The sequence below is a fragment of the Pikeienuella sp. genome (genome assembly GCF_046290545.1).
Classification (GTDB): domain Bacteria; phylum Pseudomonadota; class Alphaproteobacteria; order Rhodobacterales; family Rhodobacteraceae; genus Pikeienuella.
In genome coordinates, this window is the sequence record NZ_JBKAGV010000017.1 from 655,635 (window position 1) to 671,761 (window position 16,127).

Below are 16,127 nucleotides of genomic sequence, written 5' to 3' on the forward strand. Positions count from 1 at the left end.
TCAAACCTAGGAGACGAGATCATGGCGATGGATGGCGCGCCGCTCACCAATGCGCAGGCCCGGGACGTCGAGGCGCTGCTGCACCCCTACACCAACGGCGTCCAGCACCGGAAGGTCGGCCCGCATGTCATCGAGGCGGGAGAGGGCGTCTATGTCTATGACGAGAGCGGAAAGCGCTTCGTCGAGGGCATGGCCGGGCTCTGGTGCGCGGGGCTCGGCTTCGGCGACAAGGAGCTGATCGAGGCGGCGCGGGAGCAGATGGGCAAGCTGCCCTATTACCACCTCTTCGGCGGCCGGAGCTTCGAGCCCGCCATCGAGCTTGCCGAGAAGATCAAGGAGATCGCACCCTTCGAGGTCTCCAAGATCATCTACCAGTCCTCCGGCTCCGAGGCGAACGACACGCAGGTGAAGCTCGCCTGGTACTACAACAACGCCCGCGGCAAGACGGAGAAGAAGAAGATCATCTCCCGCATCCGCGGCTATCACGGCGTCACCATCGTGTCCGCTTCGCTCACGGGCCTGCCCTACAACCACAAGAAGTTCGACCTGCCGGTGAGCGGCATCCTCCACGCCGGCACGCCGCATTACTGGCGCGAGGGGCGGGACGGGGAGAGCGAGGACGAGTTCACCACCCGCCTCGCCGCCGAACTGGAGGAGATGATCCTGCGCGAAGGGCCGGACACGGTCGCCGCCTTCATCGCCGAGCCGGTGATGGGCGCCGGCGGGGTCATCACGCCGCCCGCGAGCTATTTCGCGAAGATCGCCGCCGTCACGAAGAAATACGACATGCTCTTCATCGACGACGAGGTGATCTGCGGCTTCGGGCGCACCGGAAACTGGTTCGGCGCCACGACCTTCGGCATGGAGCCCACCTCCATGTCGATGGCCAAGCAGCTGACCGCCGCCTACGCCCCGCTCTCCGCCGTCGCCATCAACCGCGACATGGCGGAGGCGATCGAGGCGCAATCGGGCGAGGTCGGCACCTTCGGGCACGGCTTCACCTATGGCGGCCATCCGCTCGGCTGCGCCATCGGGGTCAAGACGCTGGAGATATACCAGCGGCGGGACATCGTGGGCCATGTGCGGAAGCTCGCCCCCGTCTTCCGCGCGCATCTCGACCGCCATGCGGAGCATCCGCTTGTCGGCGAGGCGCGGGCGGCGGGGCTCATGGGCGGGCTGGAGCTTTCGCCCGACAAAGCGAGCGCGGCGACGTTCAGGGAGCCCGGCAAGGTCGGCATTTACCTGATGAACGAGATGCTGAAGCACGGCGTCATCCTCCGCGCGATCGGGGACACGCTGGCCTTCTGCCCGCCGATGGTCATCACCGAGGCGGAACTGGAGGAGCTTTTCGCGCCGCTCGGCGCCGCGCTCGACGCGACGCACGCCTGGGCGAAGGCCGAAGGGCATATGGGCTGATGAAGGCCGGCAGAGTAGCCTTCGGGCGGCAGGAGGAGATCGTCTTCGGCCGCCCGGCGGCCGAAGCGGCGGCGGAGATTGCGGGGCGCTACGGTGCCGCCCGCGTCTTCGTCATGGCATCGGGCACGCTGAACCGGGAGACGAAGGTGGTGAGCGACATCGTCGCCGCCCTCGGCCCCCGCTTCGCCGTGCTGTTCGACTCGATGCCCGCCCACACCCCCCGCGGCGCCTGCCTCGCGGCGGCTTCGATGGCGCGGGAGGCGGGGGCGGACCTGATCCTGACCGTCGGCGGCGGTTCGGTGACGGACGGGGCGAAGGCCGTCTCCCTCCTCCTCGCCAACGACATCAGCGACGCGGTGGGGATGGACGCGCTCCGCGCCCCGAACCCGGTGAAACCGCCGGTCGTGCGTCAGGTCTCCGTCCCCACCACGCTCTCGGCCGGCGAGTTCTCCGCCCTCTGCGGGGTGACCGACGAGCGGACGAAGGCGAAGGAGCTTTTCACCCATCCGCTCGTCATCCCGTGCGCCGTGATCCTCGACCCGGCGGCGACCGTCCCGACGCCGGAATGGCTGTTCCTCTCCACCGGCGTCAGGGCTGTGGACCATTGCGCGGAGGGCGTCGCCAGCCTCGAAGGGCATCACTATGGCGACGCGCAGGGGATGAAGGGCCTCGCCCTCCTAGCCTCCGGCCTCGCGCGGGTGAAGGCGGATGCGGGCGACCTCGAGGCGCGGCTCGACTGCCTGACGGGCGCCTGGCTCTCCATGGGCCCGCTTGCCAGCGGCGTGCCGATGGGGGCGAGCCACGGGATTGGCTATGTCCTCGGCGCGCGGCACGGCGTGCCGCACGGCCACACCTCCTGCGTCATGCTCCCCGCCGCTATGGAATGGAACATGTCCGCGAACCGGGATCGGCAGGCGCTCGTCGCCGAGGCGATGGGAAGGCGGGACGGCGACGCGGCCACGGCCCTCGCCGCGCTGATCGAGGGGATCGGCATGCCCCGCACCCTCGCCGCCGTCGGCGTCACGGAGGCGGACTGGCCGGGGATCGCCGAGGGCGCGATGAAAACCCCCTGGGTTCCGCGCAACCCGCGGCGGATCGAGGGGCCGGCGGCGGTGATGGAGATCTTGAGGCTGGCGGCTTGAGAGCGCGTGTGCACACAGTGTGCAAGGGGGTCAAGAGATTGAAATTGAATAGAAATCAGAAATAGCCGTTTGAAAACGCCGCCTTGAGCGGCGCAGCCTCCACCGCACAGGCAGCTTGAACTCTTCTTGCAGGTCGGATCGACAGTTTAAAGGAAAGGGCGATATCCTTTAAAGTGACCGGGCGACCCGAAAGGAAACTTGCAAGTGCGGTATTCGGATTTCGAGGGCTCGCCATCCGGGCTGAAAGCTACGAGACCGAAGACGGCGCCTTGAGCCGCCTGCCCCCTCACATCTTCCGTTCCACCATCATCTTCTTGATCTCCGCGATCGCCTTCGCCGGGTTCAGCCCCTTCGGGCAGGTCTTCGCGCAGTTCATGATGGTGTGGCAGCGGTAGAGGCGGAACGGGTCCTCCAGGAAGTCGAGCCGCTCGCCCGTCGCCTCGTCGCGGCTGTCGATGATCCAGCGATAGGCGTGGAGCAGCGCGGCGGGGCCGAGATAGCGGTCGCCGTTCCACCAGTAGGAGGGGCAGGAGGTGGAGCAGGAGGCGCACATTACGCATTCATAGAGGCCGTCGAGCTTCTTCCGGTCCTCGATCGACTGGCGCCATTCCTTCTGCGGCCGGTTCGTCGCCGTCTCCAGCCAGGGCATGATGGAAGCGTGCTGGGCGTAGAAATGCGTGAGATCGGGGATCAGGTCCCGCACCACCTCCATGTGGGGCAGCGGGTAGATCTTCACGTCGCCCTTGATCTCGTCCATGCCGTAGATGCAGGCGAGCGTGTTGATCCCGTCGATGTTCATGGCGCAGGAGCCGCAGATGCCCTCCCGGCAGGAGCGGCGGAAGGCCAGCGTCGGGTCGATCTCGTTCTTGATCTTGATGAGCGCGTCGAGAACCATCGGGCCGCAGCTGTCCATGTCGACGAAATAGGTGTCGATCCGCGGCAGCTCCCCGCTCTCCTCGTTCCAGCGGTAGATGCGGAAGGTGCGGACATTCTTCGCGCCCTCCGGCTTCGGCCAGGTCTTGCCCTTGGTGATCTTCGAGTTTTTCGGCAGCGCGAATTCGACCATGTCGTCCCTGACCCTTCTCTGCTGGACGCCTTGATATAGCAGGCGTCGGGCGGTCAGCCCACAAGCTCCCGCGCCTTTGCGGAGATTTCCGCAGCGCGGGCGCGGAAAGAATGCCGCGCATTCACTTCTTTTGCAAAGGCCCTTCGCGCCGCGCGGCGCTCTTCCCCCTCCGCGAGCGCGGCTTCCACGGCGGCGGGGAAGTCCTCCGCCCGCTCCCAGGCGTGAATCCAGGGCTGGAGTTCCTCCGGCGTTCCCGGCACGGCGTCGGAGACGAGCGGCGCGCCCGCCGCCAGCGCGTCGAACACGCGGTTGGAGGGGAAGCCGGCGAGCCGCATGTCCCGCCATGTATCGTTCAGAACGGCGCGTGCGCCGGCATAGTGGCGCCCGAGTTCCGCATTGGGGATGAAAGCGCCCTTCAGGGACCGGGCGTGAACCGGATGCTCCGCCCAGCCCGCCCCCCAGAGCGAGACGTTGAACCCCGCCGCGGCGGCAAGGTCGAGCGCGGGGCGCCCGCCGCGGCGGTTGTTGCCGACATAGAGGAGGCCCGAGGGGATCGGCTCCACATCCGGGTTCATGATCGCCGGGTCATGTGCCTGGAAGAGCGTGCTGACGCGCGGGCCGATCAGCTTCCGGAGTTTGCGCTTGTGCTTCACCGAGGCGGTGAAGACGTGATGATAGGGCTCCAGCTCCTCCGGCCGGACATTGCCGGGATGGGAGATGATCCACATGAGCGAGACGAGCCCGGGCCGCGGCCGGTAGCCGCCGAAGCCGCGGAGGACGAGCGCGATGTCCCCCTCCCGCGACTCATGGTCCCAGAGGTCCCGCGTCTCCACCGCGACGTCATGGCCGAAGCCGCGCAGCGCCTCCGCGAGCGAGAGGGCGAAGAACCAGTCCCCCCACCGGCGCGCGCGGGCGAGGTTCAGCGGCGCGATCTTGATGCGGATGCGTGGCGCGCCCTCATTCACCGGGCGCGCCTGCGATGAACTCGGCCGCGCTCGCCCAGGCGAAGCTCGCGTAGAAGCGGTCGGGCCCGTAGCCCTCGATCGTCACGTCGCGGAGCGAGGCTTCGAGTTCCGGCGCGGCGGCGGCGAGGATGCGGCTTTCCGGGTCGAGATTGCGGATGACGACGAGCCCGGTCGGCGCCGCATCGAACACCTCGATGGAGAGATCGGGCCGCAATTCCTGCAGGATCGGCACGAGCTTCCAGACATCCCCGGTCCAGGCCCGCGTCCGCCCCCGTTCCCGCGCCGCCATCGCCGCGTCGTAGGGGCAGCAATCGTGAAGGGCGATGACGCCTCCGGGCTCCATCCGGGCCTCGGCGTTCATAAAATCGCGGAGGAGGAACTCGAAGAGGTGCATCCCGTCCAGAAAGGCGAAGCCGGGCTTGCGGCCCGTCGCCTCGAGGAAACCCGAGGCGAAGAACTCGTCCGACGTCATCTGGAAGAGATGGCCCTGCCGGCCCGGAAAGGTCAGCAGCCGCTTGAGGTTGAATGTCGGGTCGACGGCGATGAAGTCCCCGCGCGCAAGGGCGAGGGAATTGCCGGTGCGTGACCCGATCTCGAGATAGAGATCGGGGGCGAGGCTGCGGTGCAGCGCGGAGAGGAGGTCGAAATAGGAGGGGCCGGATGCGCGCTGAAATCCGTGCTCTTCGCCCTCCATCGGCTCGCTCCGCGCCTTCGCGGCGCCCCTGCCCGGAAGCGGGGCGCCGGCTCCTTCAGTAGACGCGCGCCTTCGGCGCGATCTTCTTCAGGTCGATGCCGCCCTCGGACTCCGTCGTCAGCGGGTCGACATGGACGGGGCGGTAGGAGAGCGTGACCTTGCCGGTCGCCTCGTCCACATGCGCGATGGTGTGCTTGCGCCAGGTCTCGTCGTCCCGCTTCGGGAAGTCCTCATGCGCATGGGCGCCCCGGCTCTCCTGCCGCGCCTCGGCGCCGTAGACGGTCGCCATGGCGTTGGGGAGGAGGTTGCCGAGCTCCAGCGTCTCCATGAGGTCGGTGTTCCAGATCAGCGTCCGGTCCGTCACCTTGAGATCGGAGAACTTGGCGTAGACGGAGTCCATCGCCTCGCAGCCCTCTTTCAGCGTTTTCGAGGTGCGGAAGACGGCGGCGTCCCGCTGCATGGTGCGCTGCATTTCGAGCCGCAGCTCCGCCGTCGGCACGGCGCCGTTCGCGTGCCGCGCCGCATCGAACCGCTCGACGGCGCGCTCGACCGACGCCTTGTTGAGCGGGCGGTTGGGCTCGTCCGGGTTCACGATCTTGCCGGCGCGGATCGCCGCGGCGCGGCCGAAGACGACGAGGTCGATCAGCGAGTTGGAGCCGAGCCGGTTCGCGCCGTGGACGGAAGCGCAGCCCGCTTCCCCCACCGCCATCAGGCCGGGCTGCAGCCGGTCCGGATCGTCGGCGGTCGGGTTCAGCGCCTCGCCCCAGTAATTCGTCGGGATGCCGCCCATGTTGTAGTGGACGGTCGGGAGCACGGGGATCGGCTCCTTGTTCACGTCCACGCCGGCGAAGATCTTCGCGCTTTCCGAAATGCCGGGCAGCCGCAGCGCCAGCGTCTCGGGCGGGAGATGGTTGAGATAGAGGTGGATATGGTCCTTGTCGGGGCCGACGCCGCGCCCCTCCCGGATCTCGATGGTCATGCAGCGGCTGACCACGTCGCGCGAAGCGAGATCCTTCGCCGAGGGGGCGTAGCGCTCCATGAAGCGCTCGCCCTCCGAATTCACCAGATAGCCGCCCTCGCCGCGCGCGCCCTCGGTGATGAGGCAGCCCGAGCCGAAGATGCCGGTCGGGTGGAACTGCACGAACTCCATGTCCTGCAGCGGCAGGCCGGCGCGGGCGACCATGCCGTTCCCGTCCCCCGTGCAGGTATGGGCGGAGGTGGCGGAGAAATAGGCGCGGCCGTAGCCGCCGGTCGCCAGCACGACCATCTTCGCGTTGAAGCGGTGCAGTGTGCCGTCATCCAGCTTCCAGGCGACGACGCCCTGACAGACGCCGTCCTCCGTCATGATGAGGTCGAGCGCGAAATACTCGATGTAGAACTCGGCGTTGTTCTTGAGGCTCTGGCCATAGAGCGTGTGGAGGATGGCGTGCCCCGTCCGGTCCGCCGCCGCGCAGGTGCGCTGGACGGGCGGGCCGTCCCCGAATTCGGTCATGTGGCCGCCGAAGGGCCGCTGGTAGATGCGCCCGTCCTCGGTGCGGGAGAAGGGCACGCCGTAATGCTCAAGCTCGTAGACCGCCTTCGGCGCCTCGCGGGCGAGATATTCCATCGCGTCGGTGTCGCCGAGCCAGTCGGAGCCCTTCACCGTGTCGAAGAGATGCCATTGCCAGTGGTCCGGCCCCATGTTCGAGAGCGATGCGGCGATGCCGCCCTGCGCCGCGACCGTGTGGGAGCGGGTGGGGAAGACCTTCGTGATGCAGGCCGTGCGGAGCCCCTGCTCCGCCATGCCGAGCGTCGCGCGAAGGCCGGCGCCCCCGGCGCCGACGACGACGACGTCGTATTCGTGATCGGTGAACTCGTAAGCGGCCATGGGTCAGGTCCTTCGATATCCGGCGCGGCTCAGGCCGCGAAGGCGATCCGCGCCACGGCGAAGAGGCCGCCAAAGGCGAAGAGCGCGCAGAAGAGCATGTTGAGGATCAGCGCCACGGTGCGCGCCCCCCCGTGGACATAGTCCTCGATCACCACCTGCAAGCCGAGGCGGAGGTGGTTGAAGGCGACGAGGATGAAGAGCCCGGCGACGATCGCGTGGAACGGATGCCCGTAGAGAGCCAGCGCGGCCTCGTGCCCGTCGCCCAGCGCCTGCGCGAAGGGGACGATGAAGAGGAGCCCGAGCGGGACGAGGGCGATGGCCGTCATCCGCTGGCTCCACCAGTGATGCGTCCCCTCCTTGGCGGAGCCGAGGCCGTGGGCGCGGGCGCGGTCGGTCAGAAAGCTCATGGCGGGCCTCAGAACGCGATGACGAGGAGGATGACGGTCAGGACCGCCGTGCCGGCGAGCACGGCCATGCCGGAGGCGGTGACCTGCTGCATCTCGAAGCCGTTGCCGATATCCCACCACATGTGCCGGATGCCGTTCAGAAGATGATAGAAGAACGCCGCGGCCGAGCCGATCAGGATGAGCGCGCCGAGCCAGCTCGTCAGCAATCCGTCCACCAGCGCGAAATATTCCGGCCCCGTCGCCGCCGCCAGCAGCCACCAGACGACGAGCGCCATCGAGACGGCCATCGCCACGCCTGTCGCGCGGTGGATGATGGAGAGGATGGAGGTGACTTGCGGGCGATAGATCGTCAGGTGCGGCGAAAGCGGGCGCTTTCCCCTCGTGGTGCTGGCCATGTCGGCTCCCCCTTGACTGCACGCCGGTTCACGTCCGGCTTCGCCAGAGATGCGGCTCGCGGCACGATACTCTCATTCGCCGCGAGCGCAAATGCGCGATGCCGCGAATGCGCGCCCATTCCCCCCGGCGGCGCCCCCCGCCGCGCTGTGGCCCCGGCGCAACGGCGGCGGCGCATCGGAGCGCGGAGGCGCGACGAGCTTGTTGCCGGTCGGGACGAGCGCCGTAGTCTCGGCTCATGGACCAGACGTTCCTGACCCCAGGCGACCCTGCGCCCTCCTTCGTCCAGCGCTCGCCGGGCAATCCGCGCTATGCGTTCGACACGGCTGCAGGGCGGTGGCTCGTGCTCCTCTTCCTCGGATCGGTCGCGGATGCGCGCTCCGCCGCCGCGCTCGACGCGGCGAAGGCGCGGGCGGACCTCTTCAATGACGATTTCGCCTCGCTTTTCGCCGTCACCATCGACCCGACGGACGAGGCGGAGGGGCGGATCGCGGACCGGATTCCCGGCGTCCGGCACTTTCTCGATTTCGATCTTTCGGTCTGCCGCCTATACGGCGTCGTCTCCGCGCAGGCGGAGAGAGGCCCCGTGGCGCTCCGGCGCTGCTGGATGGTGATCGACCCGACGATGCGCGTGCGCCAAGTCATCCCCTTCGCGGAGGACGGGGCGGACCTCCCTGCGCTCTTCGCCGCGCTCGAGGCGCTGCCGCCGCCGCGGCGTTTCGCCGGGATCGAGTTGCAGGCGCCGATCCTCTTTCTCCCCGATATCTTCGAGCCCGCGCTCTGCGCCCGGCTGATCTCTCTCTACGAGGAGAAGGGCGGAGAGGAGTCCGGCTTCATGCGGGAGGTGGACGGAAAGACGGTCGGCGTCTCCGATCCGGGCCACAAGCGGCGGAAGGATTGCCTGATCGAGGACGAGCCGCTGCTCGGCGCGATCCGGCAGCGCTTCGTCCGGCGCGTCGTCCCCCAGATCGCCAAGGCGCATCAGTTCGCGGTGACGCGGATGGAGCGCTACATCGTCGCCTGCTATGCGGCGGAGGATGGCGGGCATTTCCGCGCGCATCGGGACAATACGACGAAGGGCACGGCCCATCGCCGCTTCGCCGTCTCGATCAACCTGAACGCGGAGTTCGAGGGCGGGGAGATCAGCTTCCCCGAATACGGGCCGCGGAGCTTCAAGCCGCCGCCGGGGGCGGCCGTCGTCTTCTCCTGCTCGCTTCTTCATGCGGTGAGCCGCGTGACGTCAGGGCGGCGATACGCCTTCCTGCCCTTCCTCTACGACGACGCCGCTGCGGCGCTCAGGGAGCGGAACCTGCAGTTCCTCGCAGAAGCCGGCGCAGCGCAAGAAGCGCCGGAACGAGCCACAGAAGGATCGTGAGGACGCCGAGCGTCGCCGCGATCGGGCGGGAGAAGAAGCCCATGAGGTCCCCGTCCGCCTTGATCATGGAGGACATGAAATTGTCCTCCAGCATCGCCCCGAGCACGATGCCGAGGATCGCCGGGGCGACGGGGAAGCCGTTCTCCTCCATCACGAAGGCGAGGAGGCCGAAGATCAGCATCACCGTAATCCCGAAGACGGTGTTGTTGATCGCGAAGGCCCCCACCATGCAGAACATCAGGATGACCGGCATGAGAAGTTGCGATGGGATCGAGACGATGCGGCGCGAGAGCTTGATCGCCGTGTAGCCGAGCGGCAGCAGCGCGAGATTGGCGAGGAAGAACGCCATGAAGACGGCGTAGATCAGCTCCGGCGTGTTGATGAAGACCATCGGGCCGGGATTCATCCCCTTCATGTAGAGCACGCCGATCACGATGGCGGTGATCGAGTCGCCCGGAATGCCGAAGACGGTGGCCGGCACCCAGGCGCCGGCGAGGCTGGCGTTGTTGGCGGCGCCCGCGTCCGTCAACCCCTCCGGGTGGCCCGTGCCGAACTTCTCCGGCTCTTTCGAAAGCTTCTTGGAGATCGCGAAGCTGATCCAGGCCGCGATGTCCGCCCCCGCGCCCGGCAGCACGCCGACGATGGCGCCGAGGCCGGAGCCGCGGGCGATGTTGACGCGGTATTTCTTCAGGATCGGCCCGATCCCGCGGAACACGCCGTCGCGCGAGGCGGGGATCGCCGTCACGCCGCCCTTCTTCGTCGTGAAGAAGCGGAGCAGTTCCGAGATCGCGAACATGCCGATCATGGCCGGGATGAAGCTCACCCCGCCCATCAGCTCCACGCTGCCGAAGGTGAAGCGGGGGTGGCCGGCGGTGATGTCGATCCCGATCGTCGCGACGAAGAGGCCGATCAGGAGCGAGACGAAGCCTTTCAGCGTCGATCCGGTCGAGATCACCACGGCGCAGGAGAGGCCGAGGCAGGCGAGCCAGAAATATTCGAAGGAGGAGAACTGGATCGCGAATTCCGCGAGGCTCGGCGCCGTCAGCGAGAGGACGATGGAGCCGGTGAGCCCGCCGATCACGGCGCAGACGAGGCCGATGCCGAGCGCCCGCTCGCCCTGGCCCTTGCGCATCATCGCATAGGCCTCGTCGCAATAGGCGGCGGAGGCGGGCGTGCCGGGGATGCGGAGCAGCGCGCCCGGAATGTCCCCCGCGAAGATCGCCATGGCGACGGCGGCGACGATGACGGCAATCGCCGGCACCGGGTCCATGAAGAAGGTGAAGGGGATGAGGAGCGCGGTCGCCATCGTCGCCGTCAGCCCGGGAATCGCGCCGACGAAGAGCCCGAAGAGCGAGGCGAGCAGCATCACGCCGAGGGTGGAGGGCTCGGTGATGAGCCAGAAGGCCTTTTCAATGGCGTCCATGCTCGCCCCCTACCAGGCCACGGGCAGCAGCAGGCCCCAGGGCAGGGGCACCAGCAGCAGCTTGGCGAAGATCGTGTGGATCACCAGCGTCGCCGCCGCCGCCGTCGCAAGACCGGCCAGCGGGGACGCGCCGAGCCGGACCGTCAGCACGGCGAGGATGACGAAGGAGAGCGGGATGAACCCGATGACATTCGCGAAGAGGATATAGGCGAGGACCCCGGCGACGAGCAGCGCCACGTTGAGCCGCATCCGCCGGTCCCGCGCCCAGGGGCCCAGGAGGACGAGCTGCCCCTCTCGCCGCGTCGCCCAGCCCTTTCCGACCAGGATCGCGCCGCAAAGGATGAGGCCCGAGGCGATGATCGTGGGGAAAAGGTCCGGCCCGTAATCCTGCCCGTGCAGGCGCGGGAAGGTCTGCGCATGCAGGATCACGGCGATGGCGAAGAGGATGAGGATCGCGCCGGTCACGGCGTCGTTCATGCGCATGGGAGAGGCCCCGGAAAGGGGCGGCGGCGGAGGCTCCGCCGCCGCCGGATCGTCACTTCGCGAGGCCGACCGCGGCCATCACCTCGCCAAGGGCGACGTTGCTGTCCGCCATCCACTGGCCGAACTCGTCCCCCGGCGCCCAGACGAGGCCGAAGCCGCGGCCCTTCATGAAGTCCTGGAACTCGGCGGAGTTGTAGACCGTCTCCATCGCCGCCGTCAGCTTCTCGCGCGCATCGTCCGGAATGCCGGCGGGCGCCGCGATGCCGCGCCAGGCGGACATCTTCCAGTCAACGCCCGCGGCCTCCTTCAGCGTCGGCACGTCCGGGAAGGCGCCGAGGCGCTCGTCATCCATCACCGCGAGGCTCTTGACCTTGCCCGCCTCGATCAGCGCCGCGGCCTCGACGACCGAGCAGGTCACGATGTCCACGCCGCCGGCGACAAGCTCCTGCAGGCCGGGCGCGGCGCCCTGGCTCGGCACCCAGGGCGCTGCGTCCGGCGCGATGCCGGCCGTGTTCAGCATCCCCGCGATCGAGAGATGCCAGATGCCGCCCTGCCCGGTGCCGGAGGCCTTGTGCGCGCCGGGATTGGCCTTGATCCCCTCCAGCATGTCGGAAACCGTGTTCCACTCGCTGTCCGCCCGCACCTGAACGCCCGCGGCGTCGTAGTTGTAGAGCGCGATCGGGGTGTAGGCCTCCCAGGTCAGGTCGGTGAGCCCGGCCCAGTGCATCATCCCGATCTCCACCGTCACGGTGCCGATCGTGTAGCCGTCCGGCTCCGCCGTCGCGATGGCGCTGTGGCCGACGACGCCGCTGCCGCCGGTGCGGTTCACGACGTTGACGGGCTGGCCCAGCTCCTTCTCCAGCAGGGAGGCGATCATCCGCCCCGTCGCGTCCGTGCCGCCGCCGGCGCCCCAGGGCACGATCAGCGTGATCGGCCGCTCGGGATAATCGGCGAGCGCGGGAAGGGCGGCGAAGGCGGCGAGCGCGGCGGCGGCCGCGCCGAGATGGCGACGTGTCAGCATGGACTGGCTCCTATCGAACGTTTCTCCGGCGCGCCCGCTCTCAGGGCAGGCTGCGCTCGCCCGGATCATGGGTCAGCTTGTCTGACGTTGCAACAGGAACCGGAGGCCGGTCAGAGCGGGTGGAAGGCCCAGAAATCGAGGTCGAGCAGCACGCCCTCGGCATAGGCGCCGGCTTCATCCCTCAACCGCATCGCCTCGTCCCGCCCCTTCGTCGCGACGAGCCGGAGCCGGATCGCGCCGACGCCGGGCGCGGCCGTCTCCCCCGTCTCCAGCACTTCGGACCAGGCGTAGATCGTGTCCCCCGCATGCGCGGGGGCGACATGGGCGCCCGCGTTGATCGCGGCGATTGGCTGCGCGTTCTGGAGCCCGTTGAAGGAGAGCGCGCGGGCGAGGCTGATGACATGGCCGCCATAGATCAGCCGCTTCAGCCCGCCCCGCGCCTCGGTGTTGAAATGCACCTTGGCGGTGTTCTGCCAGAGGCGCGTCGCCATCATGTGCTCCGCCTCCTCCAGCGTCGCGCCGTCCACATGGTCGATGCGCTCGCCCGCGGCGTAGTCCGAAAGCCGGTGCCGCGCCCCTGCGGCGGCGAAGTCATAGGCGGAGAAGTCGAGCCCCTCGGGGACGATCAGGTCCCCCGCCGCCAGCGCCGGCTTCAGCGAAGGAACGACCGTCTCCGGCGCCGGCGCCGCCTCGTCGCGCTTTCTCACCATGACCCAGCGCGCCCAGTCGATCACCGTCTCCCCGCGCTGGTTCCGCGCCGTGGAGCGGACCCAGACGACGCCCGTCTTCCCGTTCGAATTCTCCTTCAGCCCGATCACCTCGGAAGTGGCGGAGATCGTGTCCCCCGCCCGCACCGGCCGGTGAAAGCGCAGCTCCGCATAGCCGAGATTGGCGACGGCGTTGAGCGAGACGTCCGGCACCGTCTTGCCGAAGGCGACATGGAAGCCGATCAGCTCCTCCACCGGCCAGGGCGCGAGCCCGCTTGCAGCTGCGAAGGGCGCGGAGGAGGCGAGGGCGAAGCGCGAAGGATAAAGCGCCTGATAGAGCGCCCGGTCCCCCTCCGTGATCGTCCGGGGCGTCGCGTGGGCGATGACCTGCCCGACCCGGAAATCCTCGAAGAACCGCCCCGCATCCGTCTTGTGCATCGCACTCTCCATGTTGCGGGCGCGAACATACAGGCCGGGGCGCGCGGGGCAAGGCGGGGCGACGACCGCGACGCATCGCCCCGCGCCGGGCCTGCAAGAGGCGCGGGCCTTGCACGATTGCACTTGGTGATGAGCGGCTGAGGCGCCATCTACCGCGTATTCGAAGCAGCCGGCGTCGGCGACGGGCCTTTCCGCCGCGCCTGCCCCGAACGTGGCGAAAGGGCGTCAGGTGCTTGTGATCCAGCTTGCCGACCTTGACGGTCAGAACGGCTTCCGGCTCGACGGCGTGGATTCCGGAGACCGGAGCGGCTACGCCTTCGCTCCGGCCGGGGATGTGAACGGCGACGGGATCGATGATCTGATCGTAGGCGTGAGCCGCGCCGACGGCTATCTAGTCGCCTCCGGCGTCTCCTATGTCATCTTCGGGCGTGCGGGCGGCGGCTTCGCCGCAAGCGTCAACCTCGGCGCGCTGACCGCGTCGGAAGGCTTCCGCATCGAAGGCGCGCAGGGGGCGGACTACAGCGGAAACTCGGTCGCCGGGGTCGGGGACGTGAACGGCGACGGGATCGACGATCTCATCGTCGGGACGCGTCTGGCTGACGTGAACGGCGTCAATTCCGGCGCCTCCTACGTCGTCTTCGGCCGGTCCGGCGGCGGCTTTGGAGAGACCGTCAGTCTCAGGGATCTGCTCACAAGCGAAGGCTTCCGCCTTGATGGCCCCGGGGAGACGGTCCAGGCTGGATTTTCCGTCTCAGGCGCGGGGGACGTGAACGGCGACGGAATTGCCGACATCATCGTCGGCGCCCCCTATGCGAGCCCGAACGGATCGCTCTCCGGCTCGTCCTTCGTCGTCTTCGGCCGGGCGGGCGGCGGCTTCGGCGAGAGCGTCAATCTCGGTCTGCTGACCGCCGCCGAGGGCTTCCGCATCGACGGAATCTCGGCGGAGGACCGGAGCGGCTACGCCGTCGCCGCGGCGGGGGACGTGAACGGGGACGGGGTCGACGACATCCTCGTCTCGGCCCCGAGGGCCAATCCGAAAGGGTTCGAGGCCGGCTCGACCTATGTCGTCTTCGGGCGGGACGGGGGCGGCTTCGGGGAGAGCGTGGCGCTCTCCGCGCTGGACGGGGACGACGGCTTCCGCCTCGACGGCCTCGCGCCGGGGGATTCCAGCGGCCGCTCCATCGCCGGGCTCGGCGACGTGAACGGCGACGGGGTGGACGACATCATCGTCGGCGCCCCCTTCACCGATCCCGCCAACGATCCGAACGGGCTCGACTCCGGCTCCTCCTACGTCATCTTCGGCCGGGCGGGCGGCGGCTTCGCCCCCGTGCTCGACCTTGCCGCGCTGGACGGGGCGAACGGCTTCCGGATCGACGGCGCGGCGGCGCGGGACCGGAGCGGCTTCTCCGTCGCCGGGGCGGGGGACGTGAACGGGGACGGGATCGCGGACATCCTCGTCTCCGCCTTCACCGCCAGCCCGAACGGACCCTATTCCGGCTCCACCTACGTCGTCTTCGGGCGGGCGGCGGGCGGCTTCGCCCCGGTTCTCGACCTCGGCGCGCTGACCGCCGCGGAGGGCTTCCGCCTCGACGGCGTCGCGCGGGAAGACCAGAGCGGCCGCTTCGTTTCCGGGGCGGGCGACCTGAACGGCGACGGGATCGACGATCTGATCGTCGGCGCCCCCTTGGCCGACCCGGATGTGAGCGAAGCCGGCTCCAGCTACGTCGTCTTCGGGTTCCGCACCATCGACGGGGGCGCGAACCGCATCTCCGGCTCCGCGCTGGCGGAGCAGTTCGACGGCCTCGGCGGGAACGACACGATCTTCGGCCTCGGCGGGAACGACACTCTGATCGGCGGCGCCGGGAACGACCGGCTGGAAGGCGGGCCCGGCGCCAACGTGATCAACGGCGGGGCGGATTTCGACACCGCCGTATTCGCCGGCGCGCTCTCCGCCTATGCGCTCGCTCGGGCCGGCGGGACGGTGACGATCTCCCGCGCGGGGGAGAGCCATTCGATCACGAGTGTGGAGAGTTTCCTCTTCGCGGACGGCGCGCGGAGCCTCGCCCAGCTCTTTCCGGTGGTCGAGCCGCCCGTGACCCCGCCCGTGACCCCGCCGGTCACGCCGCCCGTGACTCCCCCCACGACTCCGCCTGTCACGCCGCCCGCCGGCCCCACGCCGGGCGATGACAATCTGAGCGGGACGGGCGGGCCGGACCGGATCGCCGCGCTGGCCGGAGACGACACGGTCAGGGGCCGCGGCGGCGACGACACACTTCTCGGCCAGGCCGGCGAGGATATCCTCCGCGGCGGCGGGGGCGACGACAGCCTCGTGGGCGGCGGCGGGGCCGACCGGCTCTTCGGCCAGGGCGCGAACGACACGCTGAAAGGCGGCGGCGCGGCCGACTTCCTCAAGGGCGGCGGGGGCGCGGACCGGGCTATCGGCGGCGGCGGCGCGGACACGATCGAGGGCGGCAAGGGCGCCGACACGATGATCGGCGGCGGCGGGCCGGACACGTTCCGCTTCAAGCCGGGAGACGGCGACGACGTGATCCAGCGCTTCCAGCAGGGCCGCGATCAGGTCGAGTTCAAGCGCGGGGTCTCAGGCTTCGACGATCTCCGGATCGAGCAGCAGGGGGACGACGTGCTCGTGACCTACACGCGCGGCTCGATCCTCTTCGAGAACCGGAACGCCGGAGCGTTCGGGGAGGATGATTTCATTTTCTGACGCCG

Annotated in this window: 14 protein-coding genes; 4 read left to right on the forward strand and 10 right to left on the reverse strand. The window is 69.0% G+C overall.

What is annotated here, in order from left to right:
- Positions 1 to 21 precede the first annotated feature (21 nt).
- Both ACE37J_RS19645 and ACE37J_RS19650 read left to right on the forward strand, forming a co-directional pair.
- Positions 22 to 1,416, forward strand: coding sequence for an aminotransferase (locus ACE37J_RS19645; RefSeq protein ID WP_409714676.1), 1,395 nt, complete (start codon positions 22 to 24; stop codon positions 1,414 to 1,416).
- On the forward strand, positions 1,416 to 2,558 hold the full coding sequence (locus ACE37J_RS19650) for an iron-containing alcohol dehydrogenase (RefSeq protein WP_409714679.1): 1,143 nt from the start codon (positions 1,416 to 1,418) through the stop codon (positions 2,556 to 2,558). The genes ACE37J_RS19645 and ACE37J_RS19650 overlap by 1 nt, the downstream gene beginning before the upstream one ends.
- A gap of 286 nt (positions 2,559 to 2,844) precedes the next feature.
- Here the strand turns inward: ACE37J_RS19650 and ACE37J_RS19655 are convergent, their stop codons facing one another.
- From ACE37J_RS19655 to sdhC, 6 genes are read right to left on the reverse strand one after another with little or no spacing between them, the layout of a single operon-like run.
- Positions 2,845 to 3,624: a succinate dehydrogenase iron-sulfur subunit gene (locus tag ACE37J_RS19655; RefSeq protein ID WP_409714682.1), complete on the reverse strand. Its 780-nt coding sequence runs from the start codon at positions 3,622 to 3,624 to the stop codon at positions 2,845 to 2,847.
- Between the two features lie 53 nt (positions 3,625 to 3,677).
- A complete protein-coding gene (locus tag ACE37J_RS19660) occupies positions 3,678 to 4,589 on the reverse strand; it encodes a glycosyltransferase (RefSeq protein ID WP_409714686.1) in 912 nt (303 codons plus the stop codon).
- The gene (locus ACE37J_RS19665) at positions 4,582 to 5,283 is read right to left on the reverse strand and encodes a class I SAM-dependent methyltransferase (protein ID WP_409714689.1); all 702 of its coding nucleotides are present in this window, start codon (positions 5,281 to 5,283) and stop codon (positions 4,582 to 4,584) included. Before ACE37J_RS19665 ends, ACE37J_RS19660 begins: the two co-directional genes overlap by 8 nt.
- Positions 5,284 to 5,338: 55 nt before the next feature.
- Positions 5,339 to 7,150 (reverse strand): succinate dehydrogenase flavoprotein subunit, encoded by a 1,812-nt coding sequence (sdhA, locus tag ACE37J_RS19670; RefSeq protein WP_409714692.1) that lies wholly within the window; start codon positions 7,148 to 7,150, stop codon positions 5,339 to 5,341.
- 29 nt (positions 7,151 to 7,179) lie between these two features.
- On the reverse strand, positions 7,180 to 7,557 hold the full coding sequence (gene sdhD, locus ACE37J_RS19675) for a succinate dehydrogenase, hydrophobic membrane anchor protein (RefSeq protein ID WP_409714695.1): 378 nt from the start codon (positions 7,555 to 7,557) through the stop codon (positions 7,180 to 7,182).
- 8 nt (positions 7,558 to 7,565) lie between these two features.
- Positions 7,566 to 7,952, reverse strand: coding sequence for a succinate dehydrogenase, cytochrome b556 subunit (gene sdhC / locus ACE37J_RS19680; RefSeq protein ID WP_409714698.1), 387 nt, complete (start codon positions 7,950 to 7,952; stop codon positions 7,566 to 7,568).
- A gap of 236 nt (positions 7,953 to 8,188) precedes the next feature.
- On the opposite strand from sdhC, the gene ACE37J_RS19685 reads away from it, so the two are divergent.
- Positions 8,189 to 9,325, forward strand: a complete 1,137-nt coding sequence (locus ACE37J_RS19685) for a 2OG-Fe(II) oxygenase (RefSeq protein ID WP_409714701.1) — start codon at positions 8,189 to 8,191, stop codon at positions 9,323 to 9,325.
- On the opposite strand, the gene ACE37J_RS19690 is transcribed toward ACE37J_RS19685, so the two are convergent.
- The 4 genes from ACE37J_RS19690 to ACE37J_RS19705 form a co-directional block, all read right to left on the reverse strand.
- Positions 9,246 to 10,748 carry a tripartite tricarboxylate transporter permease gene (locus tag ACE37J_RS19690; protein WP_409714704.1) on the reverse strand — a complete coding sequence of 501 codons (1,503 nt, stop codon included), beginning with the start codon at positions 10,746 to 10,748 and terminating at the stop codon, positions 9,246 to 9,248. The genes ACE37J_RS19685 and ACE37J_RS19690 overlap by 80 nt on opposite strands.
- A gap of 9 nt (positions 10,749 to 10,757) precedes the next feature.
- Positions 10,758 to 11,225 (reverse strand): tripartite tricarboxylate transporter TctB family protein, encoded by a 468-nt coding sequence (locus tag ACE37J_RS19695; RefSeq protein ID WP_409714707.1) that lies wholly within the window; start codon positions 11,223 to 11,225, stop codon positions 10,758 to 10,760.
- A gap of 58 nt (positions 11,226 to 11,283) precedes the next feature.
- Positions 11,284 to 12,252: a tripartite tricarboxylate transporter substrate binding protein gene (locus tag ACE37J_RS19700; RefSeq protein ID WP_409714710.1), complete on the reverse strand. Its 969-nt coding sequence runs from the start codon at positions 12,250 to 12,252 to the stop codon at positions 11,284 to 11,286.
- Between the two features lie 110 nt (positions 12,253 to 12,362).
- On the reverse strand, positions 12,363 to 13,397 hold the full coding sequence (locus ACE37J_RS19705) for a MaoC family dehydratase (protein WP_409714713.1): 1,035 nt from the start codon (positions 13,395 to 13,397) through the stop codon (positions 12,363 to 12,365).
- A gap of 211 nt (positions 13,398 to 13,608) precedes the next feature.
- Between ACE37J_RS19705 and ACE37J_RS19710 the strand changes: the two genes are divergently transcribed.
- The gene (locus tag ACE37J_RS19710) at positions 13,609 to 16,122 is read left to right on the forward strand and encodes a hypothetical protein (protein WP_409714716.1); all 2,514 of its coding nucleotides are present in this window, start codon (positions 13,609 to 13,611) and stop codon (positions 16,120 to 16,122) included.
- The last annotated feature ends 5 nt before the right edge of the window (positions 16,123 to 16,127 follow it).